Below are 24795 nucleotides of genomic sequence, written 5' to 3'. Positions count from 1 at the left end.
CGGTTCCGCGCGTTCCGAAGGGGAGCGTTCCGTTCCCCCAGGGGCCGTGGGCGTTGTCGCCGTGAGCTGGCAGACTGGCCCGCCGAGTCACCGAAACACGACGTCAAGCCGCGCGAGGAGCCCCACATGTCGATGGCAGGCAACCTGCGGAAGGTCGGAGATCTCCGGAAGGTGTCCGACCTGCGCAAGGTCGGAGGCCTGAGAAGAGTGGCGCGCCTGGCGCGGCGGCACCCCCGCGTCGACCTCAGCCACCCCTCCCGCTCGCCGCTGGGTTCGGCGGTCGTCAAGTGCGTGACGTACCGGGACGGGGTCCGCGAGCAGGCCGGGCGCGATCTGGTGGACGCGGTCGACCGGGTCCGCAAGTCCGACGACGGCTTCGTCTGGCTGGGGCTGCACGAGCCGACGGAGATGGAGTTCGCGGACATCGCCGAGCTGTTCGACCTGCACCCGCTGGCCGTCGAGGACGCGGTGCACGCGCACCAGCGGCCGAAGGTCGAGCGGTACGGCCAGACGCTGTTCGCCGTGTTCAAGACCGTCTGTTACGTGGAGCACGCGGAGCTGACCGCGACCAGCGAGGTCGTCGACACCGGCGAGATCATGGTGTTCGTCGGCCGGGACTTCGTGATCACCGTGCGGCACGGGAGGCACGGCTCGCTCGGACCGGTGCGCGAGAGCCTGGAGGCGGACCCGGGGCAGCTCGCCAAGGGCCCGGCCGCCGTGCTGCACGCGATCGCCGACCACGTGGTGGACGACTATCTCACCGTGATCGACGCCGTCCAGTCGGACATCGACCAGGTCGAGGCGGATGTGTTCACCGAGGACGGGGCGCGCGCCGACCCGGGCCGGATCTACCAGCTCAAGCGTGAGCTGCTCGAGCTGAAGCGGGCCGTGGTGCCGCTCGCCCGGCCGATAGAGGAGCTCGCGGGCCGCCCCTTCCAGGTGGTGGCGCCGGAGATACAGGCGTACTTCCGGGACGTCTCCGACCATCTGCTGAGGGCCGCCGAACAGATAGCGGCCTTCGACGAGCTGCTGAACTCGATCCTTCAGGCCCATCTCGCGCAGGTGACGGTCTCTCAGAACGAGGACATGCGCAAGATCACGGCCTGGGCCGCGGTCGTGGCCGTGCCGACGATGGGCTGCGGCGTGTACGGAATGAACTTCGACCACATGCCGGAGTTGCACTGGCAGTTCGGGTACCCGCTGTTCCTGGGCGTGATCGCGAGCATCTGTTTCGTCCTGCACCGCGCCTTCCGGCGCAACGGGTGGCTCTGAGCCCGCAGGACGGACGGCGGGCCGTTCCACGTGGCGGCAGGCCGTACCTACGTAGTGGCAGACCGTATTACGTGATAGCAGGCCGTACCTATGTGGTGGCAGACCGTACTACGTGGTGCCGGGCCGTACTGCGTGGTGGCGGGCCGCTCCTAGGGAAGCGGCCCGCCGGATCGTGCCCTCCAGGGTCAGCTCCTGGCGTAGACGCTCTCGACCCAGGCCGACATCTGGTCGTCGGACAGGTGCGCCGCGAGGTCGGCCTCGCTGATCATGCCGACGAGGCGCTTGTCCTCTATGACGGGGAGCCGGCGGATCTGGTGGCCCTTCATCTCCTGGAGGACCTCGTCGACGTCGGCGCCCGAGTCGATCCAGCGGGGCGTCCCCTGCGCGAGGTCACCCGCGGTGATCTTGGAGGGGTCGTGGCCCATCGCCACGCAGCCGACCACGATGTCGCGGTCCGTGAGAATCCCGCAGAGGCGTTCGTTCTCGTCGCTGATGGGCAGCGCGCCCACGTTCAGCTGCCGCATGAGCTGCGCCGCGCGGTCCAGGGTCTCGTGAGCGGGGATCCACTGCGCACCGCGGTGCATGATGTCTCCGGCGGTGGTCATGGGGTACCTCCCGGTGCCGGTGGCCGGCGCAGCACGGTCGCGCCGCAGGTCCCGGCGCCCTTCATTCTTCCCGCCCCGCCTTGGGCCCGCACCTGGGAGCGGACCCGCACCGACATGTGAGCGCGCCCGTCACGCGGGCAGCCCGCCCCAGGCCGGATGCCGGGGGTCGTCGGCCCGAACGACCACGTCCGCCGTGCCGGCCGGGTCCGTCTCGCTCTCGTAGCGCTCGAAGGCCGGCAGCGTCCACTGCTCGTCCTCGGGCGTACGCCTTCGCAGCGCGCCCGGCGACAGCTTCAGGTGCACGGTCAGGTCGAAGGGGAACCAGTGCCCCATGAGCAGCGGGCCGTGCAGCAACAGGACGCCGCCGGGCGGCAGTTCGACATAGGTGCTGCGTGTCGCGCGGTCGGCCGCCGGGTCCCACAGGTCCGGCAGGACGCGTCCCGTGCCGCCGGGTTCGAGCGGCCCGAAGACCTCGCGCCACAGCGCGGCCGTGTCGAACCAGCCGCTGTAGTACGCCTCCACGTCCTCGCGCCCGTACTCGAAGCGCAACGAGGCGGGCCGCAGGAATCCGCCCGTGTCCACGGCGAGCGAGGGGCGTCCGCGCACCCGCAGCGCCTCCCCGACCAGTGCGGCGAGGTCACCGGGCCGGGCGGCCGGCGGGCCGTCGACGGCGACACGGGGCCACGGACTCCCGTCGCCCGGCTTCAGTTCGAGCAGCCGCTCGGCGAGGGCGTCGCCGAGCCGTTCCCAGGTGATCGCTTCGAGTCGCACGCGCCTCATGATGCCTCGTAACCCGGACAGGATCCGAGGGGACCCGTACCCCTGCGACGCGTTCTCGCCCGCACGCGGGGAATGAACCGCGTATGACCGCCAAGGCCCGGCCCGACCGGGCTGCTCACCGCCGGACTCCCCCGCCGCACACCGGGCTCGGCGGGCCGGTCGTCGTGCAGCCGCTCAAGCGCCGGCAGTGCGCGGAGTGCCGCCGGGAACCGCTGGACCTGCTGACCCTGGAGGACGGGGCGCCGCGGTGCCTCGACTGCGCCGACCTCGGGCATCTCGTGTATCTGCCGCGCGGCGACTGGGCGCTCACCCGCCGTGCCGGGGAAGGCAGTTCGCTGTCGGCGGTGGTCGTGCGCTTCCATCGGCGGCGCGGCCGTTACGAACGCCAGGGCGTCCTCGTGGAGGAGGAGGCGCTGGCCCGCGCCGAGGAGCGGTGCCTTGCGGACGCGGACGCGCGGGCCAGGCGCCGGGCACGGGACGCGGCGCGCAGGGCGGCGCAGGACGCGACGTTCACGGCCGCGTTCGCGCGGGAGATCCTGCGGCTCTTCCCCGGCTGCCCGCCGGACCGGGCGGAGGCGATCGCGGCCCACGCGTCACTGCGCGGCAGCGGCCGGGTGGGGCGCAGCGCGGCGGGCCGCGCCCTGTCGCAGGCCGCGGTGACGGCGGCGGTGCGGGCGGCGGTGCGGCACACGGAGACCGCGTACGACGCGTTGCTGATGAGCGGAGTCCGGCGGGGCGAGGCCAGGCGGAGAATCGAGGTACCGGTGGAGGCCGTTCTGGCTGCGTGGCGCGCGCGGGAATCGTGAGAAGGGTGTACGCCGCACGGTGGCGGCCGTCCCCTCCGTGCGGCAGGATCTCGACCGGACCGCGACGCCAACGGCATCGCCGGCAGGGGGAGTTGTGATGATCGAGGGACCGTACTTCGTGCTCACCGTCCTGGGCGCGCTCGCCTGCGGGGTGACGGCGGGCGTCTTCATCGCGTTCTCGACCTTCGTGATGAGGGGGCTCGCGGCGCTGCCGCCCGCGCAGGGCATCGCGGCGATGCAGGCGATCAACGTGGCCGCGGTCGGTCCGGCGTTCATGGTGGTGTTCCTGGGAGCCGCCGCGCTGTGCGTGGTGCTCGCCGTCGTGACCTTCGTGCTCTGGCCGGAGCAGGGCACCGTGGAGCTGCTGCTCGGCAGCGCGCTCCAGCTCGTCGGCGCGTTCGGCGTGACCGTCGCCGCGAACATCCCGCGCAACGACGCGCTCGCCAAGCTCGACCCCGAGGCGCCGGACAGCGCGGGACCGTGGCGTACGTACGTGTCCGAGTGGCTGATGTGGAACCACGTCAGGGGTGGTGCGTCACTGGCCGCATCGGTCTCGTTCATCCTCGCCCTGACCTGAGCCTTCGCGTCCTGCCGCACCCCTGCCGGCGCCCCTGCGCACCGGGGGAAACGGACGTATTGTGGCGAGAAGGACACGGCAAGGGAGACGGCCATGGCCGACCCCAAGGGCTTCCTCACCACCCCCCGGCAGGACTGGCCACGCCGCCCTGTCCAGGAGCGGGTCCATGACTGGGCCGAGGTGTACGTCCCCGGGGCGCTCCTTCCGATCATCGAGGCGCAGGCCGACCGCTGCATGGACTGCGGTGTCCCCTTCTGTCACGAGGCGTGTCCGCTCGGGAACCTGATCCCGGAGTGGAACGAACTCGTGTCGCGGGACGACTGGCGGGCGGCGAGCGACCGGCTGCACGCCACGAACAACTTTCCCGAGTTCACCGGGCGCCTGTGCCCCGCCCCGTGCGAGGCGGGCTGTGTCCTGGCGATCAACCAGCCGGCCGTGACCATCAAGAACGTGGAGGTCGCCATCGCCGACCGCGCCTGGCAGGACGGTCTCGCCCCGCCCAAGCCGCCCGACCGGCTGTCCGGCGCCACGGTCGCCGTGGTCGGCTCGGGCCCGGCGGGGCTCGCGGCCGCCCAGCAGCTCACCCGCGCGGGGCACACGGTCGCGGTCTTCGAGCGGGACGACCGGCCGGGCGGCCTGATGCGCTACGGCATCCCCGCTTTCAAGATGGAGAAGCGCCATCTGGACCGCAGGCTGGCGCAGTTGAGGGACGAGGGGGTGCGTTTTCGTACGTCGACGGAGGTCGGTCGCGACATCGGCGCGGCCGAGCTGCGGTCGCGCTACGACGCGGTGGTCCTCGCGGTCGGCGCCACGGCCTGGCGCGAACTGGACGTTCCGGGGCGGGAGTTGGCCGGGATCGTGCAGGCGATGGAGTATCTGCCGCTGGCCAACCGCGTGTGCGAGGGCGACATCGAAGCCTCCCCCCTGTCGGCCGCGGGCAAGCACGTCGTGATCGTCGGCGGCGGCGACACCGGCGCCGACTGCCTGGGCACGGCGGTGCGCGAGGGCGCCGCGTCCGTCACGCAGCTGGACATCTACGGGCAGCCGTGCGCCGAGCGCGACGAGCTGGCCGAGCCCTGGCCGACGTATCCGAAGATCTACCGGCTGTCCGCCGCCCACGAGGAGGCCGGCGAGCTGCGGACCGCGCCCGCTGCGGACGCCGACGCGCGCCTGTTCGCGGCATCCACGCTGCGTTTCGAGGGGGACGAGTGGGGCCGGGTGAGGGCGCTGCATCTCGTCGAGGTCGACGAGGCGCGGCGACCCCGGGAGGGCACGTCCCGGGAGCTGCCCGCCGATCTGGTGCTGCTCGCGCTCGGCTTCTCGGGGCCCGAGCGCGGCGCCGGCGGCCCGGTCGGTCAGCTCGGTCTGGCCGTGGAGGACCGCGGCACGCTCGCCCGCGACGCGCGGTTCACGACCTCGGTGCCCGGCGTGTTCGCGGCCGGGGACGCGGCCCGCGGCCAGTCGCTCATCGTGTGGGCGATCGCCGAGGGCCGCTCGGCCGCGGCCGCGGTCGACCACTGGCTGACCGGCTCGACGCGGCTGCCCGCGCCGATCGGGCCGTACGACCGTCCGATGATGGCCTGAGCGCCGGCCGGCGCTCGTCGTTCACTTGCGCTCGTCGGTGCCCGCGACCTTGCCGGTCGACAGGGCGATCCGGTTCCAGGTGTTGATCGTGAGGATCAGGGACAGGACGTGCGCCAGCTCCTGCTCGTCGAACTGGGCCGCGGCCTCCGCGTAGACGTCGTCGGATACGCCGCCGTCGGCGACGAGCGTGACGGCCTCGGTGAGTGCGAGTGCCGCGCACTCCCGAGCGCTGAAGAAGTGCCGGGCCTCGCGCCACACGGCCACCATGTGCAGCCGGTCCTCGCTCTCGCCGGCCTTGCGCGCGTCGTTGGTGTGCATGTGGAGGCAGTACGCGCAGCGGTTGAGGTGCGAGGCGCGGATCTGGATCAGCTCGACCAGGGCCGGGTCGAGGCCCTCGCGGGCGGCGGCGTCGAAGCCGATCAGGGAGCGGAAGACCTTCGGCGCGGCCTTCGCGAAGTCGATGCGGCCGGCCGAGTGGGCGTGGGAGCGGGTGTTCGTCGTGGTGATCGTGTTCGTCGTCATGACCATGAATCTACGGGCCGGATAGACCTCTTGTAGGGTGCATTCTCATGGCAGATTCTTGGGTCAATTCCGCTGAGCGCATCGGCGCCGACCTGCATCTGGACCTGTCCGGTGCGGGCAGTCGCAGGGCCGCGCTCATGGGGGCGCTGCGTGACGCCGTGCGCTCGGGGCGGCTCGCTCCGGGCACCCGGCTGCCGCCCTACCGTTCGCTCGCCGCCGACCTGGGCATCGCCCGCAACACGGTCGCCGACGCGTACGCGGAGCTCGTCGCCGAGGGCTGGCTGACCGCGCGCCAGGGCTCGGGAACGCGCGTCGCCGAGCGGGCGGGGCCGCCCGCTCCCGGCCGCATCCCGAAGAAGGGACCGGCCCGCACGCACGGGCCACGCCACGACCTCCGCCAGGGCACACCCGACGCGTCGTCCTTCCCGCGCGCGGAGTGGGCGGCCGCGTACCGGCGTGCGCTGCGGGCCGCGCCGAACGAGGCGTTCGGGCCGGGCGATCCGCAGGGCCGCGTCGAGCTGCGTGAGGCGCTCACGGAGTATCTGGCCCGCGCGCGCGGGGTACGGACGGAGCCGGACCGCATCGTGATCTGCTCCGGCTTCGCGCACGCCCTGCGGCTTCTGTTCGACGGCCGGGTGCTGCGCGGACCGCTCGCCGTGGAGTCGTACGGACTCGGCTTCCACCGCGCGATCCTGACGGCCGCCGGCGTACGGACGTTGCCCCTGACGCTCGACGAACACGGCGCGCGCGTCGGGGAGTTGACGGCCGCAGCGAGCCGCGCCAGGGTCGCGCTGCTCACACCCGCGCACCAGTTCCCCACGGGCGGCCCACTGCACGCCGAGCGGCGTACGGCGGCCGTCGACTGGGCACGCGCGCGTGGCGGGCTGATCGTGGAGGACGACTACGACGGCGAGTTCCGCTACGACCGCAGGCCCGTCGGCGCGGTACAGGGCCTCGACCCCGAACGGGTGGCCTATGTCGGCTCGGTCAGCAAGAGCCTGTCGCCGGCGCTGCGGCTCGGCTGGATGGTGCTCCCGCAGGGGCTGGTGGGAGATGCCGTCGCGGCGAAGGGCGAGCGGGAGGCGTGGGCGAGCGTGCCGGACCAGCTGGCGCTCGCGGACTTCCTGCTCTCGGGGGCCTACGACCGGCATGTGCGGCGGATGCGGCAGCGCTACCGGGGGCGGCGGGACCGCCTGGTGGAGGCGCTCGCCGAGCGGGCGCCCGGGGTGGCGGTCACCGGGATCGCGGCGGGGCTGCACGCGGTGCTGCGGCTGCCTCCGGAGACCGAGCGCTCCGTGGTCAAGGCCGCCGCGTGGGGCGGTGTCGCCCTCGACGGCCTCGCCGAGTTCCGCCACCCGGAGGCGACGATGCCGCACGCGGACGGCCTGGTGGTGGGCTACTCGACGCCGTCGGACCACGCCTACGGCGCCGCGCTGGACGCCCTGTGCGGGGTGCTGCCACCGGACTGAGACCCCGGCAGCGGCTGGCGGGTCCGTCGGAAGGGCAGGTCCACGGCTCGCGCGCCCCGTCCGCTCACGAGAGCAGGAAGTCCGCCGCCCCGGCCTTCGCGCCCTCGATGAACGCGGTGATCTCGCCCGGGGTGTAGATCAGGGCGGGGCCGTCCGGGTCGGCCGACTGGCGCATCGCGACCCGGCCGTCGGCCAGCTTCATCGCTTCCACGCAGTTGCCCCCGTTGCCGCCGCTCCAGGGCTTGTGCCAGCCCTCGGTGCCGAGGTCGCGGGCGGGCATCCCGTTGTAGATGACCTTCCCGTCGACACCTCGTATGCGGGCCTTGATCCGATCCATTCACAGCTCCTTGCGGAGATCCCGGAGGATGTCCTTTGTGCGATGTGCCGTCGCGGCATGCGCCGCCATGCGGTCCATGACCTCGAGGTGGGTGGCCACCTCGGGGCGCGCGTCGAGGTAGACCGCGCCGGTCAGGTACTCGCTGTAGACCATGTCCGGCAGTTCTGACATGGCAAATCGGAACAACACGAAGGGGCCGTACGTGCCGGGGTGCGGGCCGGCGGCGAACTCGGCGATCTGCAGTGTCACGTTGGCCAGCTCCGTGGCCTCCAGGAGCCGGTCGATCTGACCGCGCATCACGTCGGGGCCGCCGACCGGGCGCCGCAGCGCGGTCTCGTCCATGACCATCCACAGGCGCGGGGCGTCCTCGCGGGTGATCAGCTCCTGGCGCTGCATCCGGAGCGCGACATGCCGCTCGACGACGTCGGGGTCCTCGGCGAGGGCGCGGCCGACGGCTCCGGAGCGCAGCACTCCACGCGCGTAGTCCTCGGTCTGCAGGAGCCCGGGAACGAAGTGGGGCTCGTACGACCGGATGAGGCTGGCGGCGCCCTCCAGGCTCACGTACATCGAGAACCAGCCGGGCAGGATGTCGTGGAACCGCTGCCACCAGCCGGGCTTGTTGGCCTCTTCGGCGAGCATGACGAAGGCGTCCGCCTCTTCGTCGGTGACGCCGTAGGACTTCAGGAGGAGCTGGAGGTACGGGATCTTCAGGCCGACCTCGGCCATCTCCATGCGGCGGACCGTGGCGGGGGCGACGCGCAGGACCTTCGCGGCCTCCTCGCGCTTGAGCCCGGCGCGTTCGCGCAGGTCCTGGAGGCGCCGGCCGAGGACGACCTGGCCAACGGTCGGAGCGGACCGCGGTTCGCTCACGCCCCCTACCTCCCAGTCGTCCCTGTGATCCTGTTGCGGTCGCGCGTGTGGTCGCGCTCCCAGAGGGAAGCCGGACCGCCCCGACGCCCGGTCAATCCGGGCAACTTCCCTGAAATCATTGGCATTTTCGCCATGCCGGGCGCCGTACGGCACACCGCCGTCAGCAGTGTGCCATGGCTCGACGCGCGAGCACACTGCACTCTGCACTTTTCAGAGTGGCTCTTGCCAAGTGTTCACGACGGGGAGATAGTGGCAAGCGTGATTCCGTCCGTGCCGTTAGGAACAGAAGTCGGCGAAGCTACGCTCGGTGACCAACCCGATGCGCGCTCCGGTGCCGCGTCCGTGCGTCGCAGCAGCTTCGAACTGGCTCCCCACCCGGGTTCTGCCGCCCAGGCCCGGAAGCTGACGCGCGCCCACCTCAGCGGCTGGGCAGTGTGCGATGACACCTGCGACGCGGCCGCCCTGGTGATCTCCGAACTGGTCACGAACGCGATCGTCCACACCGCGAGCAGCCGCATAGTGTGCGAGCTCCACGACGGTGACGACCGGGTCCGGATAGCTGTGCGTGACGAGGGCTGGGCCCCGGGCGAGCCGCATCCCGCCCGCCGTGTCGCGCCGGAGGAGGAGCACGGGCGTGGCCTGCTGCTCGTGGCGGCGGTGAGCACCGCGTGGGGCGCGCAGGAGACCGGCCCCGGACTTCTCGTGTGGGCCGAGCTCGCACGCGACGCGGACAGCGCGGAGGACGCGGACGCCACCCAAGGACACTCCTCCGTAGCGGGACCCCATGGGATTCCCAGGCCGCACCACAGCGGTGAACCGCACACCGGCGGAGCACCTCACTCCCCCGACATAGGACCGGGCACCGAATCGGGCCCCGCCTTCGACACACAGCAGTTCGAGTCAGAGTTCGAGACGGGGTGCGGCACCGGCTTCGGCCCGGCCGCCGGCCCCGGTACGGGGACGGGGGCGGGAGCCGGATGGGTGTGGTGACGACGCGCACGATGGATCTCGACTCGCTGGTCCGGTTCTCCCGGCAGCGGCAGATCCTGCGGACCGTCCCGCTCAGACTCACCGTCCCCGACGGCATGACCGCCCCGCTCGGCTGCGACGCCGTCGCGGTCCCCGAGGCCTGCGGGCGCGCCATGGTCGCGCGGCTGCCGCGCATGGGGTGCGTGTACGCCGACGGTGACCGCTGGTGGTGGATCGTCCCCTCGGACTCGGACGTCGCCCTGGAGTGGCCGGCCCCGGCCAGATACACGACCGGCGCGCTGGTGCCGGACGCGCGGCGCGCGCCCGGACTCATCCACCGGCCCGACGGCAGCGTCCCGTACACCCCGCCGATCCCGCTCTATCTCGCGCTGTGCCGGGTCACCGGCACGACGCCCGCCTGGTCCCGCTCGATCGGCGCGGGCGCGGCCGACGCCGCCTGAACCGCACGCTCCACCGGATCAGCCCGCGACAGCCTCCACGCGCGGCACGATCACCAGGAAGGCGTCCGTCGCGAGATCCATGACGACCTCCGCGGGCTGACCCTCCTGACGCCGGTCGCGCGCGAACTCCTCGGCCGGCCATGATCCGCGCGGTCCCCCCGCGGGAAAGCGTTCAAGTACCACTCGTCCGTCGATCATCGTGCACCCCTGCCCCCGTCGTCGTACGTGCGCTGTCGCGCGTTCTTACGGAGAAGAACGCCCGTGAGGCGCCCGAGGGCTCGCAACGTGACGACAATGACACCGAGTTGAGACGCGCGGCGCCGCTGCGGCGGACCGGAGGACCGCCTCGGCAGTCCGGCTTGCCGCCGCGTCAGTCCGGATAGTCGTCACGTCAGTCCGGATAGTCGTCGTGACAGCGGAAGCCCGCGCCGCCCGCCGGGGCCCCGAGCGCCGACGCCCGCCCCGCCGGCTCCTCCCACTCCTCCTGCCGGCCGAGCGCGGTCAGGTCGAGCAGGCTCGTGACGGAGCCGATGCCGTCGAGGCCCCGGCCCGTCGTGGAGTACGTGTGGTAGACGCGGTCGCCGTCACGCAGGAAACAGCTGAGGCCGGGCAGGTCGTGGGGCTCCTCGTCCGCCACGAAGCCGAAGTCCTGGTTGAAGTCGCTCGTGGCCGACGAGTACCAGGGCACCGTCCAGCCCATGCGGGCCTTGAACGGCAGGAGTTTGGTGAACGGGGCGCGCGACACGGCCGCGAACTCCGTGCCCCTGGCGCGCAGATGGGAGAGGTGTCCGATCTGGTCGAGGAACGCGGAGCAGTTGGGGCAGCCCGCGTCCTGGTCCGGGCCGAACATGAAGTGGTAGACGATGAGCTGGGAGCGGCCCTCGAACAGGTCGAGGAGCTCCGCCTTGCCGTCGGGTCCCTCGAACACGTACAGCTTCTCGATCTCCACCATGGGCAGTTCGCGGCGCTGCGCGTTGAGCGCGTCGCGGGCGCGGGTCGCCGCCTTTTCCCTGGCGAGCAGTTCTTGGCGCGCGCCGAGCCACTCATCGCGGGTGACGACGTCCGGCAGCCCCATGGGTCCTCCTCGGGTCGGTACTCCTCAGGTGATTGACCGGAGGTCTTCGCGGAACTCATCGCTCGGCGGCGGAAAACTTTCGCAGTTCTTCCGGGGGATCCGTTGTGTTCGCTGAGCATGCACTGTTGTCCGCTGACGCCGACACCACCACAATGCACATGTCAAAACCGGTAGTTGTCGGTTTCAGCAATCAACGGGAGAGGACCCCCCACATGAACAAGCCTCTCGTCGGTGCGGTGTTCGGCCTGCTCCTCATAGGAGCAACAGCCGCGCCCGCCACGGCAGTCGGAGCCCAGCACCAGGCCAAGGCCAAGGCGGTCGGCTTCGCCGGGACGGTGGCGCTCAGCAACTGCTCCGGGTCGGTCGTTCGCGTGCCGGACTCACAGCCCACGGACCCGGCCCTGGTCATGTCCAACGGGCACTGCCTCGAGAGCGGTTTCCCCGGCCCGGGCGAGGTCGTCGTCGACCAGCCGTCGTCCCGCACCTTCAGCCTGCTCAACTCCGCGGGCAGCAAGGTCGCGACGCTGCGCGCGAACAAGATCGCGTACGGCACGATGACGGACACGGACGTCTCGCTCTACCAACTCACCAGCACCTACGAGCAGATCGAGAGCTCGTACGGCATCAAGGCCCTCGAACTGTCGGCCTCGCACCCCACGGCGGGCACGGCCATCACGGTCGTCTCCGGCTACTGGAAGAAGACCTACAGCTGCAACATCGACGGCTTCGCGTACCGCCTCAAGGAGGGCGAGTGGACCTGGAAGGACTCGGTCCGCTACACCTCGACGTGCAACACGATCGGCGGCACCTCGGGTTCCCCCGTCGTCGACCAGGCGTCCGGCAAGGTCGTCGCGGTCAACAACACGGGCAACGAGGACGGCGCCCGCTGCACGGACAACAACCCGTGCGAGGTCGACGAGAACGGCACCGTCACGGTCCGCAAGGGCATCAACTACGCGCAGGAGACGTACGGGATCGTGCCGTGCGTCGGGATCGGCAACAAGATCGACCTGAGCGCGGCGGGCTGTGAGCTGCCGAAGCCGTAACTCCTCCGCCTAGGCGATGAGTTCCGCGAGCAGCGCGTCGATCCGTTCGGCGTGCTGCTCCGGGACACGGCCCGTGTCGTCGAGGTGCACGGCGCAGGACGTGGTCGTGTCGACGAGGGCTTCGAGGGTGACGGCTACGTCCTCCGTACCGGCCGTGTGCCGGGCGAGCGGGGGAAGTTCGGCGGCGGCGAGGTCGATCGCGGTGCGCGCCTCGGCGAGCGCGCGGTACGCCTCGCGGCGCAGCGTCCACCGTCCGGCGCGGTCGTCGGACCCGCTGAGCACATGGAGAACGTAGGCCTGCGCGGCCTCGTCGGCGGTGGTCAGGCGCATACGGACGGCACCGCCGCCACGGCCCGGCACAGGCAGCGGCAGGTGGCCCACGCAGAGCACGATCGCGCACGCGAGCAGCGTTTCCCCGATCCGGGCCGGGGCCATCTGCGGTTCTCCGCCCACCATCACGAGGGACAGCACGAAGACGGTCACGACGGCAGTCTGGGCGGCGAAGTGCCGTGTGCCCACGGGAATCAGCGCGCCGCCGAGCACCACGAGCGCGACGGGCCCCGCGGGGCCGGGCAGCAGCGCAGCGAGCCCCGCGAAGAGCGCCGCTCCGAACACCGTCCCGAACGCCCGGCACAGCACGCGCGAGGCGAGCGGCCCGAGGTCCGGCTTGACGAGGAAGACGGCGGTCGCGGGCAGCCAGTACCAGTGGGCGTTGTGGAGGAGCTGGGCGACGGCGGCCCCGGCCCCGAAGCAGAGCGCCACCCGGATCCCGTACTCGCGCCCGGCGGGGCCGACGACTCTGCGCAGGGCGGTGACGGGGGTGCGGGGGCGGGTGTGCAGCGGCTGGAGCCCGGCTTCACGCGGCTGGTCGTCGAGGCCGGTGGCACTCACGGTGACAGGGAGCGGGGCGATACGGGTCCGGCCACGTACGGGTCCGTCGAAGGCCACGGCCGCGTGCAGCAGTGCCTCGTCCAGCGCGCGCAGGGCCGCGTCGGAGCGGGCGGGTGCGGGCAGCGGGCCGCACGGCTGCGCGGTGCGGACGGCGTCGGCGAGGCGCCACAGGCCCTCCGACGCGCGGGCCGGGAGAGGGCTTCCCGCCCAGGCGAGGGCGGTGGCCGCCTCGCCGAGCGGCAGGGCGGCGGCGTACTGCGCATGGAGGCGGCGCTCTTCACGGGAGCCCGCGAACCGGCGCAGACGCGGTCCGGACAGGGCGTCCTGCGCGTGATCGAGCGCGGCGGTCAGGGCAGCGCGTTGTGCGGTGGCCCGGGGTGAGCCCGCCGCGTCGACGAGCCCGGCGACGGCCGCGTACACCTGGGCGACGGCGGCGCGTTCGCCGTCGAAACGGTACGCACCCGCCGCACTCGGCGACGGCAGCACGCTCCGCAGCACGAGGAGCCAGCCCGCGCCCGCGAGGAACAGCAGGGCCCGCTGCCAGCCGGCCTCCGGCAGCGGCATGCCCGCACCGATCGCGACGGCGACGAGGAGTTGCGTTCCGCAGGCGGACGCGATCGGCCCGACGGCACTGAGGGCGCCGCCCGCGAACCCGAGCAGCGCGAACACGCCGACCAGCGCGGCGGAACCGGCATGCGCGCCGACCCACGTACCGAGGGCGAGTCCGGCCGCACCGACCAGGGCAGGGACCCCGATCCGGGGCACCGCGGCGCGACGGCTGCCGGGCCGGTCGTTGATTCCCGCGAACATGGCGCCGAGCGCGGCGAGCACCCCGGCGGAGGGACGGCCCGCGAGCAGGGCCGCGACGAGGAGTGGCCCTGCGGCGAGTGCGCCGCGCACGACGGCGCTCCACGGGACGGGGCCGCGCTGGGCGCGCAACGCGTGGCCGAGCCAGGGCGGAAGGGGGCGGAGGGTGGTGCGCACGGTGCTCCTGTCGGCGGGTCCGGGGCGGGGGTGTGCCGCGGGACGACGTCGGCCTGGGCTGATGCGTCAACGGTAGGTGGCGTATTTGGAGGGAAAGGTACGAGCGCGTTTCCACGATGTGACGATGTGCGGGACTTCGTGCGGGACTCCTCGGAACGGGCCCGCCGCGGGTCACCCGGGCGGCGCCATGGCAGGATTGCGCGCCGTGAGCAGCGAGGACGGCTGGCCGGACGTGCCCGGCGACACGGCCCTGACGATTCGGGTCCCGGAGGCGGACGCCTTCGTGCGGGCGCCGTTCCCGGCCCACGTCACGGTGCTGTACCCCTTTCTCCCCGCCGCGCGGATCACGCCGGAGGTCCACGCCGAGCTGTCGGCACTGTTCGCGGACCGGGACCCGTTCGACCTGACGTTCGCGGAGTTCCGCCGCTACCCGGGTGTCCTCTATCTCCCGCCCGCACCCGAGGACCCCGTCCACGCCCTCACGAAGTCGCTACGGGAACGCTGGCCGGAGGCGGTCCCCTACCGGGGCGTGTTCGGGCCGGAGGGTCTGGACCCCCACCTCACGCTCGCGAACGACGAGGGACCCGAGACGTACGAGGCGGCGTACGACGCGCTGGAGCGGGAACTGCGCCCCATGCTGCCGGTGACTGCGCGCGTCGGGTCGGTGCGCCTGATCGTGACGGACGGGCGGGTATGGGAGGACAGGGCGGTGTACGAGCTGGGGCGCTCACCCGCGCAGCCCGCACCCCTGATTCCGCCCGCCCGGCCTGCACGGCCGGCTTCGCCCGCTCAGCTCCTGCGCGCGGAGTCGACGGCGCTCTCCAGGAGGAGCTGAGTCCGGTCGACCACGTCGGCCAGGTCGGCCGACGACCCCGCCAGTACGCTGTGGATGCCCAGCAGGCCCGCGCGCTCCAGGAGCCGCTTCTCGTTGGTGACCCAGGCGCCGCGAGCGGCGAGTACGGCGTGGGCGGCCGACATCGCGGCCACGGCGACCGCTCCGTGCACCTCGGCCCTGCCGCCCTGGGGCGCGTTGTTGGCCTTGGCGTACTGGAGCGTGCCCAGGGCGCGTCCCCACCACATCTCGGGGGCCGTCTTGCGCAGGGCCTCGGGATAGCGGTCGGGGCGGGGCACCGTACCGCGCAGCACTTGGTTGACGGCGAGCTCGGCGACGACGAGGTAGGTCGGGATCCCGGCCAGATGGAACATCAGGGGCTCCCAGCGGACGCGCCCCCGTTCAGCCTCGGTCAACTCCCCTTCCACCACGTCGAGATCACGGTAGTGGACGTCGACGCGCCGTCCGTCGACGGTCAGCCAGGCCCCGCCGTTGAAGACCCCGCCACCCCACCCACCGATCTCGGAGACCTCCCCCTCCCACCCGACGCCCCGCAGGTCGTCCGGCTGGAAATCGCCCCGGTAGTAGATCGCGAAGTCCCAGTCGCTGTCGGGTCGTTGAGTGCCCTGGGCCCGAGATCCGCCGAGCGCTACGGCCCGCACACCTGGTAGCGCGGCGAGCCGGTCGGCGACGTGGTCGGGGAAGACGCGGTCGGTCATGATTTCGTGCGCGGCGGGCATGGAGCCACGCTATCGACGGTGCGCGAGGACAGGCGACTCCATTACGGGGCGCCCGGGGCCCGTACTTGGGGGCGGACGCGTACATGACGGAGAATCGCTCCGTACGTAACGCGTCTGTGCCCGCCCGGACAAGGAGTTCTGTGCCCGCCCTACCCGCCCGACCCACCCGTTCCGTGATCAGTGCCGCCCTCCCCCGAGCTCTCGACTCCGCTCGAGCAGCGAGGTACCCCCATCGCCCCTGCACTCTCGTGGTGTGCAGGGGCTGCTGCTGCGGCAGCACGGCGAAGTACCCCGGCTATGACCACGCGTGGCAGTTGGAGCGGCTGCGGGCCGCGGCCGCCGCGTCCGGCGGGGCGGTCTCGGTGCGGGTGACGGACTGTCTGGGCCCGTGCGACCAGGCGAACGTCATGGTGGTGCAGCCGTCGGGCGAAGGCCGGCGACGGGGCGGACGCCCCGTATGGGTGGGCTGGTCGATGGGCGACGACGCGACGGACGAGATCCTGCGCTGGGCCGAGGCGGGCGGCCCCGGGATCGCCGCGGCCCCGGCCGCCCTGGAGCTCCAGTTCATCGAGACCCCCGGCGAACGGACCCGCCGCCGCACGCGCCGCTGACAGCCGAAGGCCCGAAAGAACGCGCATCCGTCACGTCCACGCCGCCCACGAACCCGCAGATCAGCCCGACCAGCAGGTCGTGCGCCTCCCGCACGGGTTCGGCCGGGAAGCCGGGGAAGGCGATGGACGGGATGGCGGCGAGCCGCTCCAGATCGGCGCGGAGTCCGTCCATCAGGCCGTCGACTTCGGCTTGCAGGTCCCTGACGCCCAAGCGTCCGTACCCCTCGCTGTCCGGTGACTGCCCTTGAAATGTATGTGGCATTTTGTCCGGCTTATTCGCCGGGGTGGCGGGTGGCGTCCGGGCGCCTCGCCGGATCAGGGCAATCCGGGACTAAGGTCGAGGCATGGCTTCGGATACTGCTTCGGACACCGCCTCGGATCCCGGTTCGGGTACTGGTTCGGCTTCCGGTTCGGGTACTGGTTCGGCTTCCGGTTCGGATACGGCTTCGAACGCGGCGGCTGCGGCGCGGGCGGCCGGTCCCGGCGCCGGTGAGAGCGTGCGGATCGACAGCTGGATCTGGTCCGTGCGGCTGGCCAAGACGCGCTCGGCGGGCGCGACGGCGTGCCGGGGCGGGCATGTGAAGGTCAACGGTGAGCGAGTGAAGGCCGCCTACAACGTGCGCGTGGGCGACGAGGTGCGGGTACGGCAGGCAGGCGGGCACGAGCGGGTCGTGATCGTGAAGCGCTTGATCCGCAAGCGCGTGGGCGCCCCTGTGGCCGTCGAGTGTTACGTGGACAACAGCCCGCCGCCCCCGCCTCGTGCCGCCGTCGCCCCCGTGGCCGTCCGCGACCGCGGCGCGGGCCGCCCGACGAAGCGCGACCGCAGGGACATGGACCGGCTGCGCGCGACATTCGGCGCGGGCCCCGTACCCCCGGCGCAGGATCACGCGGACGGACGCGAAAAAGACTGACCCCGTACGTCGACGGGGTCAGCCTCCGGCCGCGCGGGTCACGCCCGGCGCTTGACGAGGCGGACCAGATCCGCGTTGCTCCTGCGCCGTGTCCACGCGAGAAGCGCCAACGGGACGATCAGGATGAGCGGCGTCGCCGCGTTCTCCCCGTCGAAGTAGGACATCTGCACGACGAACGCTCCGGCCATCAGCGCGCTCAGCGCGATCGGGGCGACCCCGGAGAGCACCGGCACCAACAGGGCGATCCCTCCGGCCAGTTCGAGAACGCCGATGATGTACATCGCCGCACTCCCCCACCCGATCGTGTCGAACGCCTCGACGGCCGAGGGGTGCGCGATCAGCTTGGGCAGGGCGCTCGCGACGCCGTAGAACAGCGCGAGCAGCACCGTGAGCGTGCGCAGCGCGATGCGGGCGGCGCGGGCCCTGCCGGCGGCCGGGGTGACGGAGGCGGCGGAAGCGGCGGTCGTGACGGGGGCCGTGGTCTCGGACATGCGGTGCTCCTCGGTGAGTCGGCGCCGGGCCTTGCTGTCCGGCTGTCACAGAGGTAGACGGCGGCACCCCAGGCAACTCATCGGTCGCCCGGCACCTTTATGCAGGCACCGCCCGCACCCACACCTGGTCGTCCGTGAGGTACCGGTCGACCTTCAGCCCGGCCTGGGCGAGCGCCTCTTCGAACTGCTCCCGTGTCAGGGGCCGCGCCAGGAACGTGTGCGTCCAGGCCGCGTCGGGGAACTCGTACTCCGCACGCACCGAGTTCACCCCGTCCCCGACGGGCTCCGCGGACACGATGCGGACCGTGAAGCCGCTCGGGTCCACGCGCTCGCGCGGCAGGTTCGTGTGGTAGTCCGGGCCCTCGCGCTGGATCAGTACGCAGCCCCCGTCCGCGACATGGCGACGGCACGTGTCGAGCATCCCCCGCCGCACCGCCACGTCCCCGGTGTGCACGAGGAACGACGCGAGCAGCACCACGTCGAACGTCCCGCCCGCGTCCAGCGCCTCGACCGGCGAGCAGATCGTCCGCGCGCCGCGCACGCGCTCCAGCATCTCGGCGGACTCGTCCACGGCTGTGACCGTGAAGCCGCGCTCGATGAGGGGGTGCGTCATCCGGCCGACGCCACTGCCCAGTTCGAGGATGCTCGCTCCCGCGGGCACGGCCGTGGCGATGATGTCGGGTTCTTCCCTTACGGGCAGGCGCGCGTACAGATCGACCGCGCAGCCGTCCGGCGTGATGGCGCCGGGTCCCGTCCCTCCGTATCCCTCACGCATCTCAAGGCTCATGCCCCTTCAACGAGCCGTCCCTGGGCGGCAGTTCCCGACCACGGCAACAGGAACCAGCCATGCCCTCCGTACCAGTGCCCGCCGCGCCGCAGATGGTCGCCGACGGCCCGCTCGACGCTCGTGCGGCGCGGCAGGTCCTCGACGGGGAGGGCGGGGTCACCGAAGACGAACCCGACGGGGACTCCGTCGTCCGGCTCGGTGTCCCACGCAGTGCGGAACCGCTCCTGGAAGCGCACCAGGTTGGAGTCCTTCGGCAGATGTTCCTTCAGCTGGGGGTCGAGGAGCCAGGAGTGACACACGGCGATCTCGTAGCGCTCCTCGGGATAGTGCCGTGCGAAGAACTCCCCTGCCAGGGCCAGGGACCGGTCACACGCCCGCGGGGACAGCGGACCCCGGAAATCCGGGATATGGAGGCTGACGCAAGGGTCGCCCGTCGTCAACGGCAGACCGGCCGCGGCGACACCGTCGCCCGAGCGCCCGCCGAGCAGGGCCCGCTGGTACTGGAGCCGGCCGAGTTGGTAGAGCTCCCCATGGAAGTGCAGGCCGAGCCAGGCGACCGCGTGGATGCCGCAACTGCCGTACCGCCTGCGGTGGACGGCCATGTGTCGTCCGAGGTCGGCGAGGGTGCGCCGCGAGACGTCGTCGGGCACGCCGAGACCGCGGTGGTACGCGCGCGTGGCGGGCAGCGCGGCGACGTAGACGTACACGGAGAAGCAGCGTTCGAGGAGGTCGCCGCCGTCGGGCGGGGACGGGAAGTGGGGACTTCCGCCGACGGTGCCCATGTCCCGGGTGACGGCGCCCACGGCCCGCTCCAGGAGATCGCGCACTCCGGGATCGTCGGCCACCCGGGGGCGCAGCGCGACGAGTTCGTTGATGTCCTCGTGGGCGACCCCGAGGTCGAGGAGGACCTCGGGCAGGTCCTCCGCGTCGGGGATCACCGCCTCCGCCCGCCCCCGTCCGTCGAGCGCCTCCGCCCACCCTGCGAGCCGCTCGCCGCTCTTCCGCCCGTCCAGCACGCGTCCTCCCCTCCGCCGGCCGAACGCCGGCGGCCGCACTCCACCGACCGGAAACCACCTCACCATTTCAGGGAACGGTGCGCCGCGCGAGAGGCCTGACGCACCCGACACCTCCGCCCGTGAAGAGGCACCCTTGAGGGGGTACCTCTTCACGGGCGGAGGTGGTGACGATGCGCACGGGCAGTGAACCGGCGACCGCGCGCAGTGCCCTGCGCGCCCGCCTGTGGCTCAGCATCTGGGGTCTGGCCTGGTCGATCTTCGGCACGGTCGCGTTCATCCTCACGGACCGCCCGTGGTGGGCGCTCGCCTGCGGGGTGCTGTGGCTGATCGTGACCGTCGACCTGTTCGTGATCACCCGCCACATCCGGCAGGGCCCGCACTACCAGCCGGGCCCCGACGTACCGCCCTATGATCCCCCGCACGTACCGCCCTACCATCCCCCACACGACAAGCCCTAGACCGCCCTGGAACACCCCAGGGGCCTCACCCTACGGAGCGTCGCCTTACGGAGCGTCGTCGAAAGCGGCCGCGGCCACGTAGTCCGGCTGCGGATCGAGCGCCGCGGCGAGCCGGAAGTGGCGCCTCGCCTGGTCCGGCCGCGCCGCACGCTGATAGGTGCGGGCGAGCGCGAAGTGCGCGAACGCGTTGTCCGGCTCACGCTCCAGGACGATGGTGAACTCGAGCTCGGCCGCGCGCAGTTGGGCCGCGGCGAAGAACGCGCGGGCGCGCAGCAGCCGCGCCGCCGTGTTCTCGGGGTGGGCAGCGATGACCGGATCGAGCAGTTTCACCGCACCTCGCGGGTCACGCGCCGCGAGCAGGTGCTCAGCGGCGCGGAAGTCGATGACGTGCGTCTCCGGGTTGGAGTGGGGCACAGCGGTCTCCCTCCTTCGTCATCCACGTCAACGGCGTGGACTGTCAGCCCTATTCCTCCCCCGTAACACCCTGACGTACGTACGTCCGACCGAGCCGAACGCTCAGCGCCCGGTCACCGCGAGTACCCCGCCGAGCACGGCCAGCGCCACGCCCGCGGCCACGAACACCCAGTCGAGGACGGGCCGCTCGCCGCCGATGAGCACGGTCTCGCGCGGGTCGTCGACGTCGTACGCGATACCGACCAGGCCGCCCGGGCGCAGCGGCAGCCGCCGGGTGGGCGGCGCGGGGGACGGCACCTCGACGACGCGGCCGTCGTGCGTCTCGAACTGCAGCAGGGGCCGCTCGGAACCCGCCTGCGGAGGTTTCACGAGTGCCTGGGTGACGCGTCCGGCCTCGCTGATCCGCCGGGTCCGCCGCAGCCCGTACGCCCCGGCGAGGATCGCCACCAGGCCGCCGAGAAAGGTGAACGCCGCCAGTACGACCACGCCCGTCCCCCTTCTAAGCCGCGGCCGCCCGCTGCGCGAGGTCCGCCCAGACGGCGCCGACCCGCCGGTGCAGCTCGTCGAGCGGTACGTCGTTGTCGATCACGATGTCGGCGATCTCCAGGCGCTTGTCGCGGGTGGCCTGGGCGGCCATGCGGGCGCGGGCGTCCTCCTCGCTCATGCCGCGCAGGCGGACGAGGCGGTCGAGCTGGGTCTCGGGGCTCGCGTCGACGACGACCACGACGTCGTACAGCGGCGCCAGAGCGTTCTCGGCGAGCAGCGGTACGTCGTGCACGACGACGGAGTCACCTGTGGCGGCGGCTTCGAGTTCGGCGGAGCGGGCGCCGACGAGCGGGTGCACGATCGCGTTGAGGACGGCGAGGCGGTCCGCGTCGGCGAAGACGATCGCGCCGAGCGCCGGCCGGTCCAGCGAGCCGTCCGGCGCGAGCACATCGCTCCCGAACGCCTCGACGACCGCGGCGAGTCCGGGAGTTCCGGGCTCCACGACCTCCCGCGCGATGCGGTCCGCGTCGATCAGTACGGCCCCGTGCTCCACGAGCAGCCGGGACACCTCACTCTTGCCGGCGCCGATTCCGCCGGTCAGACCCACCTTCAGCATGCGGGCAGCTTAGGCGAGGGCCCCATCGCTGACCACAGCCCCTATGCGTCGCCCTCGCGTTCGGCCAGGAACTTCTCGAACTCGAGACCGATCTCGTCGGCTGACGGGATGTCGGTCGGTTCGGCCAGCATGTTCCCGCGGCTCTCGGCACCCGACGCCGCGTCGTACTGGTGCTCAAGTCCCTGGACGAGCGAGACGAGTTCCTCGTCGCCCTCCTGGATCTGCCGGTCGATCTCCGTCTGCGTGCGGTGCGCCTCCGTGCGCAGCCCGTGCGCCACCGAGGGCAGCACCAGGCCGGTCGCCGCCGTGATGGCTTCGAGGACGGTCAACGCGGCGTCCGGGTACGGCGAGCGCGCGATGTAGTGCGGGACGTGCGCGGCGACACCGAGTACGTCCTGTCCGGCCTCCATCAGGCGGTACTCCACGAGGGACTCCGCGCTGCCGGGGACCTGCGCCTCGTCAAAGGGGCTGCGGTGGCCGGGGACGAGATCGGTCCGGTTGCCGTGCGGCGTGAGGCCGACGGGCCTCGTGTGCGGGACGCCCATCGGAATTCCGTGGAAGTTGACCGCGAGGCGCACGCCCAGCCGCTCGACGATCTCCTTCACGGCGGCCGCGAATCGCTCCCACTCGACGTCGGGCTCGGGGCCCGAGAGCAGCAGGAAGGGCGCACCCGTGGCGTCCTGGACGAGCCGCACCTCAAGGGCGGGCACGTCGTAGTCCGTCCAGCGGTCGCGCCGGAAGGTGAGCAGCGGGCGGCGGGCCCGGTAGTCGACGAGCCGGTCGTGGTCGAACCGCGCCACGACCTGGTGGGGCAGCGAGTCGAGGACCCGGTCCACGATCTGGTCGCCGGTCTCACCCGCGTCGATGTATCCGTCGAAGTGGTAGAGCATGACCAGTCCGGCCGACTCCTGGGCGAGCGCCATGTCCACCACGGCCAGGCCCTTCGGCTCCCATGCGTACAAACCCTGCGGATCAAGCACTGTGACCGCTCCTCCTCGTGTTCCTCACCCAGAACGCCTGTTGGGGCGCGGGCATTCCCTCTCCGCGCCCCTCCCGGGCGGCTTCTGACGACCGAGGGCGCCCCCTGGTACAGACCTTGACGCAGTCATGCCATTTTTCCGCGTTCGCATGTGCACCCAGAGTTCACGTACAAGAACCACCTTTGCGGCGAGAACGTCGGCATCAAGGAGGGCGCGACGGGCACGCGGATCGTCGGCAACACGTTCGACGGCAGCGGCCTGACCGGGGCCAACTTCGACGGCTCCTGGGTCGACGTGAAGGGCAATGACGTCCTGGTCGAGAACAACGAGGGCAGCGCCACCACGAACAACGGCTACGAGAGCCACACCCAGCAGTCCGGCTGGGGCTGCGGCACGGTCTTCCGCTCCAACACGTCGGATCCGCGTGGCGCGACCGGCGACAAGCAACTGGCGATCAACGTGACGAACGCCGGCGGAAGCTGCGGGACGACGGTGTACGCGAGCAACACGGTGACAGGCGGCAAGGGCCTGACGAACGTACCGGTCACCGAGCAGGAAACGTCGGCGGACACAGAGAAGCGGGCCCGCACCCCAAGGGTGCGAGCCCGCTCAACTACTTACCGAACCCCGGAGGGTTCAGATCAGCTCTGACCACCGGCCAGCTTCTCACGGAGCGCGGCGAGCGCCTCGTCCGAAGCAAGCGCGCCGGAGTTGTCGTCCGACTCCGAGGAGTACGAACCGCCGCCGCCACCGGACGCAGCCGGGGCGCCGGCCGGAGCGGCAGCACCCTCGGCCTCGGCCTGGGCGTCGGCCTCGCGGGACTTGATGACCTGAGCCTGGTGCTGCTCGAAGCGCTGCTGCGCCTCGGCGTACTGGTTCTCCCACACCTCGCGCTGGCTCTCGAAGCCCTCGAGCCAGTCGTTGGTCTCGGGGTCGAAGCCCTCGGGGTAGATGTAGTTGCCCTGGTCGTCGTAAGACGCGGCCATGCCGTACAGGGTCGGGTCGAACTCGACCGTCGACGGGTCGGCACCGAAGGCCTCGTTGGCCTGCTTCAGCGAGAGGCTGATGCGGCGACGCTCGAGGTCGATGTCGATGACCTTGACGAAGATCTCGTCGTTGACCTGGACGACCTGCTCCGGGATCTCCACGTGGCGCTCGGCCAGCTCGGAGATGTGGACCAGACCCTCGATGCCCTCGTCCACGCGGACGAACGCACCGAACGGAACCAGCTTCGTGACCTTGCCGGGGACGACCTGGCCGATCTGGTGCGTACGGGCGAACTGCTGCCACGGGTCTTCCTGCGTCGCCTTCAGCGACAGGGAGACACGCTCGCGGTCCATGTCGACGTCGAGAACCTCGACGGTGACTTCCTGGCCGACCTCGACAACCTCGGACGGGTGGTCGATGTGCTTCCAGGACAGCTCGGAGACGTGCACGAGACCGTCGACGCCACCCAGGTCCACGAAGGCACCGAAGTTGACGATCGAGGAAACGACGCCGGAGCGGACCTGACCCTTCTGGAGGGTCGTGAGGAACGTCTGGCGGACCTCGGACTGGGTCTGCTCGAGCCAGGCACGGCGGGACAGGACCACGTTGTTGCGGTTCTTGTCCAGCTCGATGATCTTGGCCTCGAGCTCCTTGCCCACGTAGGGCTGGAGGTCGCGGACGCGGCGCATCTCGACGAGGGAGGCCGGCAGGAAGCCACGGAGGCCGATGTCGAGGATGAGTCCACCCTTGACGACCTCGATGACGGTACCGGTGACGATGCCGTCTTCTTCCTTGATCTTCTCGATCGTGCCCCAGGCGCGCTCGTACTGCGCACGCTTCTTGGACAGGATGAGACGGCCTTCCTTGTCCTCCTTCTGGAGAACCAGGGCCTCGATCTCGTCGCCGACCTTGACGACCTCGTTCGGGTCGACATCGTGCTTGATCGAGAGCTCGCGGCTCGGGATCACGCCTTCGGTCTTGTAACCGATGTCGAGGAGAACCTCGTCCCGGTCTACCTTGACGATGACGCCATCGACGATGTCACCGTCGTTGAAGTACTTGATCGTCTCGTCGATCGCGGCGAGGAATGCTTCCTCGTCACCGATGTCGTTGACCGCAACCTGCGGAGTGGTGGCGGTGGTCTCGGTGCTGCTCGTCATGTGGGTAAGGGCTCCGGTACGGACATTGAAGTCGTAGGTACTGCTACGCCGGGAGCCC

At 71.6% G+C, this 24795-nt stretch carries 30 protein-coding genes and 1 pseudogene; 13 read left to right on the top strand and 18 right to left on the bottom strand.

Annotation, left to right across the window (positions count from 1 at the left end; all coding sequences use genetic code 11):
* The first annotated feature begins 126 nt into the window (after window positions 1-126).
* Window positions 127-1272, top strand: coding sequence for a magnesium and cobalt transport protein CorA (locus OG758_RS34865; protein ID WP_326713555.1), 1146 nt, complete (start codon window positions 127-129; stop codon window positions 1270-1272).
* 185 nt (window positions 1273-1457) lie between these two features.
* On the opposite strand, the gene OG758_RS34860 is transcribed toward OG758_RS34865, so the two are convergent.
* A complete protein-coding gene (locus tag OG758_RS34860; RefSeq protein WP_326713554.1) occupies window positions 1458-1877 on the bottom strand; it encodes a CBS domain-containing protein in 420 nt (139 codons plus the stop codon).
* A gap of 129 nt (window positions 1878-2006) precedes the next feature.
* Window positions 2007-2657, bottom strand: coding sequence for a uridine kinase (locus tag OG758_RS34855; protein ID WP_326713553.1), 651 nt, complete (start codon window positions 2655-2657; stop codon window positions 2007-2009).
* A gap of 83 nt (window positions 2658-2740) precedes the next feature.
* Here OG758_RS34855 and OG758_RS34850 point away from each other — a divergent pair, with 83 nt between their 5' ends.
* The 3 genes from OG758_RS34850 (at window position 2741) to OG758_RS34840 (ending at window position 5624) form a co-directional block, all read left to right on the top strand.
* Window positions 2741-3463 (top strand): DUF2293 domain-containing protein, encoded by a 723-nt coding sequence (locus OG758_RS34850; protein WP_326713552.1) that lies wholly within the window; start codon window positions 2741-2743, stop codon window positions 3461-3463.
* 97 nt (window positions 3464-3560) lie between these two features.
* Window positions 3561-4040 (top strand): anthrone oxygenase family protein, encoded by a 480-nt coding sequence (locus tag OG758_RS34845; protein WP_326713551.1) that lies wholly within the window; start codon window positions 3561-3563, stop codon window positions 4038-4040.
* A 93-nt stretch (window positions 4041-4133) separates the two neighbouring features.
* Window positions 4134-5624: a glutamate synthase subunit beta gene (locus OG758_RS34840; protein WP_326713550.1), complete on the top strand. Its 1491-nt coding sequence runs from the start codon at window positions 4134-4136 to the stop codon at window positions 5622-5624.
* 21 nt (window positions 5625-5645) lie between these two features.
* Here the strand turns inward: OG758_RS34840 and OG758_RS34835 are convergent, their stop codons facing one another.
* Window positions 5646-6152, bottom strand: coding sequence for a carboxymuconolactone decarboxylase family protein (locus tag OG758_RS34835; protein WP_382060465.1), 507 nt, complete (start codon window positions 6150-6152; stop codon window positions 5646-5648).
* A 41-nt stretch (window positions 6153-6193) separates the two neighbouring features.
* Here OG758_RS34835 and pdxR point away from each other — a divergent pair, with 41 nt between their 5' ends.
* A complete protein-coding gene (gene pdxR, locus OG758_RS34830; protein ID WP_326713548.1) occupies window positions 6194-7615 on the top strand; it encodes a MocR-like pyridoxine biosynthesis transcription factor PdxR in 1422 nt (473 codons plus the stop codon).
* 64 nt (window positions 7616-7679) lie between these two features.
* Here the strand turns inward: pdxR and OG758_RS34825 are convergent, their stop codons facing one another.
* Window positions 7680-7952, bottom strand: coding sequence for a DUF397 domain-containing protein (locus OG758_RS34825; RefSeq protein ID WP_227294109.1), 273 nt, complete (start codon window positions 7950-7952; stop codon window positions 7680-7682).
* A complete protein-coding gene (locus OG758_RS34820; RefSeq protein ID WP_326713547.1) occupies window positions 7953-8822 on the bottom strand; it encodes a helix-turn-helix domain-containing protein in 870 nt (289 codons plus the stop codon). It abuts the gene before it with no gap.
* Window positions 8823-9071: 249 nt separating this feature from the next.
* Here OG758_RS34820 and OG758_RS34815 point away from each other — a divergent pair, with 249 nt between their 5' ends.
* Both OG758_RS34815 and OG758_RS34810 read left to right on the top strand, forming a co-directional pair.
* Window positions 9072-9812: an ATP-binding protein gene (locus OG758_RS34815; RefSeq protein WP_442810370.1), complete on the top strand. Its 741-nt coding sequence runs from the start codon at window positions 9072-9074 to the stop codon at window positions 9810-9812.
* Window positions 9800-10252: a hypothetical protein gene (locus OG758_RS34810; protein ID WP_326713545.1), complete on the top strand. Its 453-nt coding sequence runs from the start codon at window positions 9800-9802 to the stop codon at window positions 10250-10252. The genes OG758_RS34815 and OG758_RS34810 overlap by 13 nt, the downstream gene beginning before the upstream one ends.
* Window positions 10253-10270: 18 nt before the next feature.
* Here the strand turns inward: OG758_RS34810 and OG758_RS34805 are convergent, their stop codons facing one another.
* Window positions 10271-10450: a hypothetical protein gene (locus OG758_RS34805; RefSeq protein WP_326713544.1), complete on the bottom strand. Its 180-nt coding sequence runs from the start codon at window positions 10448-10450 to the stop codon at window positions 10271-10273.
* A 193-nt stretch (window positions 10451-10643) separates the two neighbouring features.
* Window positions 10644-11327: a DUF899 domain-containing protein gene (locus OG758_RS34800; RefSeq protein ID WP_326713543.1), complete on the bottom strand. Its 684-nt coding sequence runs from the start codon at window positions 11325-11327 to the stop codon at window positions 10644-10646.
* A gap of 212 nt (window positions 11328-11539) precedes the next feature.
* Here OG758_RS34800 and OG758_RS34795 point away from each other — a divergent pair, with 212 nt between their 5' ends.
* Window positions 11540-12373: a S1 family peptidase gene (locus tag OG758_RS34795; protein WP_326713542.1), complete on the top strand. Its 834-nt coding sequence runs from the start codon at window positions 11540-11542 to the stop codon at window positions 12371-12373.
* A gap of 9 nt (window positions 12374-12382) precedes the next feature.
* On the opposite strand, the gene OG758_RS34790 is transcribed toward OG758_RS34795, so the two are convergent.
* Window positions 12383-14248: an FUSC family protein gene (locus OG758_RS34790; protein WP_326713541.1), complete on the bottom strand. Its 1866-nt coding sequence runs from the start codon at window positions 14246-14248 to the stop codon at window positions 12383-12385.
* A 205-nt stretch (window positions 14249-14453) separates the two neighbouring features.
* Here OG758_RS34790 and OG758_RS34785 point away from each other — a divergent pair, with 205 nt between their 5' ends.
* Complete coding sequence (locus tag OG758_RS34785; RefSeq protein ID WP_326713540.1) at window positions 14454-15083, top strand: 2'-5' RNA ligase family protein; 630 nt, start codon at window positions 14454-14456, stop codon at window positions 15081-15083.
* Here the strand turns inward: OG758_RS34785 and OG758_RS34780 are convergent.
* Window positions 15038-15820, bottom strand: coding sequence for a nucleotidyltransferase family protein (locus OG758_RS34780; RefSeq protein ID WP_326713539.1), 783 nt, complete (start codon window positions 15818-15820; stop codon window positions 15038-15040). The two genes, OG758_RS34785 and OG758_RS34780, sit on opposite strands and share 46 nt — an antisense overlap.
* A 251-nt stretch (window positions 15821-16071) precedes the next feature.
* Here OG758_RS34780 and OG758_RS34775 point away from each other — a divergent pair, with 251 nt between their 5' ends.
* A complete protein-coding gene (locus tag OG758_RS34775; RefSeq protein WP_326713538.1) occupies window positions 16072-16431 on the top strand; it encodes a (2Fe-2S) ferredoxin domain-containing protein in 360 nt (119 codons plus the stop codon).
* Here the strand turns inward: OG758_RS34775 and OG758_RS34770 are convergent.
* Window positions 16385-16642, bottom strand: a complete 258-nt coding sequence (locus OG758_RS34770; RefSeq protein WP_326713537.1) for a hypothetical protein — start codon at window positions 16640-16642, stop codon at window positions 16385-16387. The genes OG758_RS34775 and OG758_RS34770 overlap by 47 nt on opposite strands.
* Window positions 16643-16775: 133 nt before the next feature.
* On the opposite strand from OG758_RS34770, the gene OG758_RS34765 reads away from it, so the two are divergent.
* The gene (locus OG758_RS34765) at window positions 16776-17342 is read left to right on the top strand and encodes an RNA-binding S4 domain-containing protein (protein ID WP_326713536.1); all 567 of its coding nucleotides are present in this window, start codon (window positions 16776-16778) and stop codon (window positions 17340-17342) included.
* A gap of 38 nt (window positions 17343-17380) precedes the next feature.
* On the opposite strand, the gene OG758_RS34760 is transcribed toward OG758_RS34765, so the two are convergent.
* The 3 genes from OG758_RS34760 to OG758_RS34750 form a co-directional block, all read right to left on the bottom strand.
* Window positions 17381-17833: a DoxX family protein gene (locus OG758_RS34760; RefSeq protein ID WP_326713535.1), complete on the bottom strand. Its 453-nt coding sequence runs from the start codon at window positions 17831-17833 to the stop codon at window positions 17381-17383.
* A gap of 97 nt (window positions 17834-17930) precedes the next feature.
* Complete coding sequence (locus tag OG758_RS34755) at window positions 17931-18608, bottom strand: class I SAM-dependent methyltransferase (RefSeq protein WP_326713534.1); 678 nt, start codon at window positions 18606-18608, stop codon at window positions 17931-17933.
* 8 nt (window positions 18609-18616) lie between these two features.
* A complete protein-coding gene (locus tag OG758_RS34750; RefSeq protein WP_326716136.1) occupies window positions 18617-19558 on the bottom strand; it encodes an acyltransferase domain-containing protein in 942 nt (313 codons plus the stop codon).
* Window positions 19559-19806: 248 nt separating this feature from the next.
* Between OG758_RS34750 and OG758_RS34745 the strand changes: the two genes are divergently transcribed.
* Window positions 19807-20094 (top strand): DUF6343 family protein, encoded by a 288-nt coding sequence (locus OG758_RS34745; protein ID WP_326713533.1) that lies wholly within the window; start codon window positions 19807-19809, stop codon window positions 20092-20094.
* A gap of 45 nt (window positions 20095-20139) precedes the next feature.
* Here OG758_RS34745 and OG758_RS34740 read toward each other — a convergent pair whose 3' ends face one another.
* From OG758_RS34740 to OG758_RS34725, 4 genes are all read right to left on the bottom strand, one after another.
* Window positions 20140-20508 carry a tetratricopeptide repeat protein gene (locus OG758_RS34740; RefSeq protein ID WP_326713532.1) on the bottom strand — a complete coding sequence of 123 codons (369 nt, stop codon included), beginning with the start codon at window positions 20506-20508 and terminating at the stop codon, window positions 20140-20142.
* A 102-nt stretch (window positions 20509-20610) separates the two neighbouring features.
* Window positions 20611-20994, bottom strand: coding sequence for a DUF3592 domain-containing protein (locus OG758_RS34735; RefSeq protein WP_326713531.1), 384 nt, complete (start codon window positions 20992-20994; stop codon window positions 20611-20613).
* A gap of 13 nt (window positions 20995-21007) precedes the next feature.
* Window positions 21008-21610: a dephospho-CoA kinase gene (gene coaE / locus OG758_RS34730; protein WP_326713530.1), complete on the bottom strand. Its 603-nt coding sequence runs from the start codon at window positions 21608-21610 to the stop codon at window positions 21008-21010.
* A gap of 41 nt (window positions 21611-21651) precedes the next feature.
* Window positions 21652-22590, bottom strand: a complete 939-nt coding sequence (locus OG758_RS34725; protein ID WP_326713529.1) for a PAC2 family protein — start codon at window positions 22588-22590, stop codon at window positions 21652-21654.
* Between the two features lie 186 nt (window positions 22591-22776).
* Between OG758_RS34725 and OG758_RS34720 the strand changes: the two are divergent.
* Window positions 22777-23139 (top strand): annotated as a pseudogene (locus tag OG758_RS34720) (right-handed parallel beta-helix repeat-containing protein); the annotation flags it as partial.
* A 92-nt stretch (window positions 23140-23231) separates the two neighbouring features.
* Here the strand turns inward: OG758_RS34720 and rpsA are convergent.
* The gene (rpsA, locus tag OG758_RS34715) at window positions 23232-24737 is read right to left on the bottom strand and encodes a 30S ribosomal protein S1 (RefSeq protein ID WP_326713528.1); all 1506 of its coding nucleotides are present in this window, start codon (window positions 24735-24737) and stop codon (window positions 23232-23234) included.
* Window positions 24738-24795 lie beyond the last annotated feature (58 nt).

It is taken from the genome of Streptomyces sp. NBC_01474, assembly GCF_035918215.1.
Classification (GTDB): domain Bacteria; phylum Actinomycetota; class Actinomycetes; order Streptomycetales; family Streptomycetaceae; genus Streptomyces; species Streptomyces aureus.
Note: the sequence above shows the minus strand (reverse complement) of the source record. Positions and strands in the feature narration are given on the sequence as shown.

Excerpts from the sequence above, each read along its gene's own strand:
- OG758_RS34860 (WP_326713554.1), bottom strand. The coding sequence starts at position 1,877 with ATGACCACCGCCGGAGACATCATGCACCGCGGTGCGCAGTGGATCCCC.
- OG758_RS34855 (WP_326713553.1), bottom strand. The coding sequence starts at position 2,657 with ATGAGGCGCGTGCGACTCGAAGCGATCACCTGGGAACGGCTCGGCGAC.
- rpsA (WP_326713528.1), bottom strand. The coding sequence starts at position 24,737 with ATGACGAGCAGCACCGAGACCACCGCCACCACTCCGCAGGTTGCGGTC.
- OG758_RS34800 (WP_326713543.1), bottom strand. The coding sequence starts at position 11,327 with ATGGGGCTGCCGGACGTCGTCACCCGCGATGAGTGGCTCGGCGCGCGC.
- OG758_RS34765 (WP_326713536.1), top strand. The coding sequence starts at position 16,776 with ATGGCTTCGGATACTGCTTCGGACACCGCCTCGGATCCCGGTTCGGGT.
- OG758_RS34845 (WP_326713551.1), top strand. The coding sequence starts at position 3,561 with ATGATCGAGGGACCGTACTTCGTGCTCACCGTCCTGGGCGCGCTCGCC.
- OG758_RS34850 (WP_326713552.1), top strand. The coding sequence starts at position 2,741 with ATGACCGCCAAGGCCCGGCCCGACCGGGCTGCTCACCGCCGGACTCCC.
- OG758_RS34810 (WP_326713545.1), top strand. The coding sequence starts at position 9,800 with ATGGGTGTGGTGACGACGCGCACGATGGATCTCGACTCGCTGGTCCGG.
- OG758_RS34755 (WP_326713534.1), bottom strand. The coding sequence starts at position 18,608 with ATGCGTGAGGGATACGGAGGGACGGGACCCGGCGCCATCACGCCGGAC.
- OG758_RS34840 (WP_326713550.1), top strand. The coding sequence starts at position 4,134 with ATGGCCGACCCCAAGGGCTTCCTCACCACCCCCCGGCAGGACTGGCCA.
- pdxR (WP_326713548.1), top strand. The coding sequence starts at position 6,194 with ATGGCAGATTCTTGGGTCAATTCCGCTGAGCGCATCGGCGCCGACCTG.
- OG758_RS34780 (WP_326713539.1), bottom strand. The coding sequence starts at position 15,820 with ATGCCCGCCGCGCACGAAATCATGACCGACCGCGTCTTCCCCGACCAC.
- coaE (WP_326713530.1), bottom strand. The coding sequence starts at position 21,610 with ATGCTGAAGGTGGGTCTGACCGGCGGAATCGGCGCCGGCAAGAGTGAG.
- OG758_RS34825 (WP_227294109.1), bottom strand. The coding sequence starts at position 7,952 with ATGGATCGGATCAAGGCCCGCATACGAGGTGTCGACGGGAAGGTCATC.
- OG758_RS34835 (WP_382060465.1), bottom strand. The coding sequence starts at position 6,152 with ATGGTCATGACGACGAACACGATCACCACGACGAACACCCGCTCCCAC.
- OG758_RS34760 (WP_326713535.1), bottom strand. The coding sequence starts at position 17,833 with ATGTCCGAGACCACGGCCCCCGTCACGACCGCCGCTTCCGCCGCCTCC.
- OG758_RS34795 (WP_326713542.1), top strand. The coding sequence starts at position 11,540 with ATGAACAAGCCTCTCGTCGGTGCGGTGTTCGGCCTGCTCCTCATAGGA.
- OG758_RS34805 (WP_326713544.1), bottom strand. The coding sequence starts at position 10,450 with ATGATCGACGGACGAGTGGTACTTGAACGCTTTCCCGCGGGGGGACCG.
- OG758_RS34865 (WP_326713555.1), top strand. The coding sequence starts at position 127 with ATGTCGATGGCAGGCAACCTGCGGAAGGTCGGAGATCTCCGGAAGGTG.
- OG758_RS34745 (WP_326713533.1), top strand. The coding sequence starts at position 19,807 with ATGCGCACGGGCAGTGAACCGGCGACCGCGCGCAGTGCCCTGCGCGCC.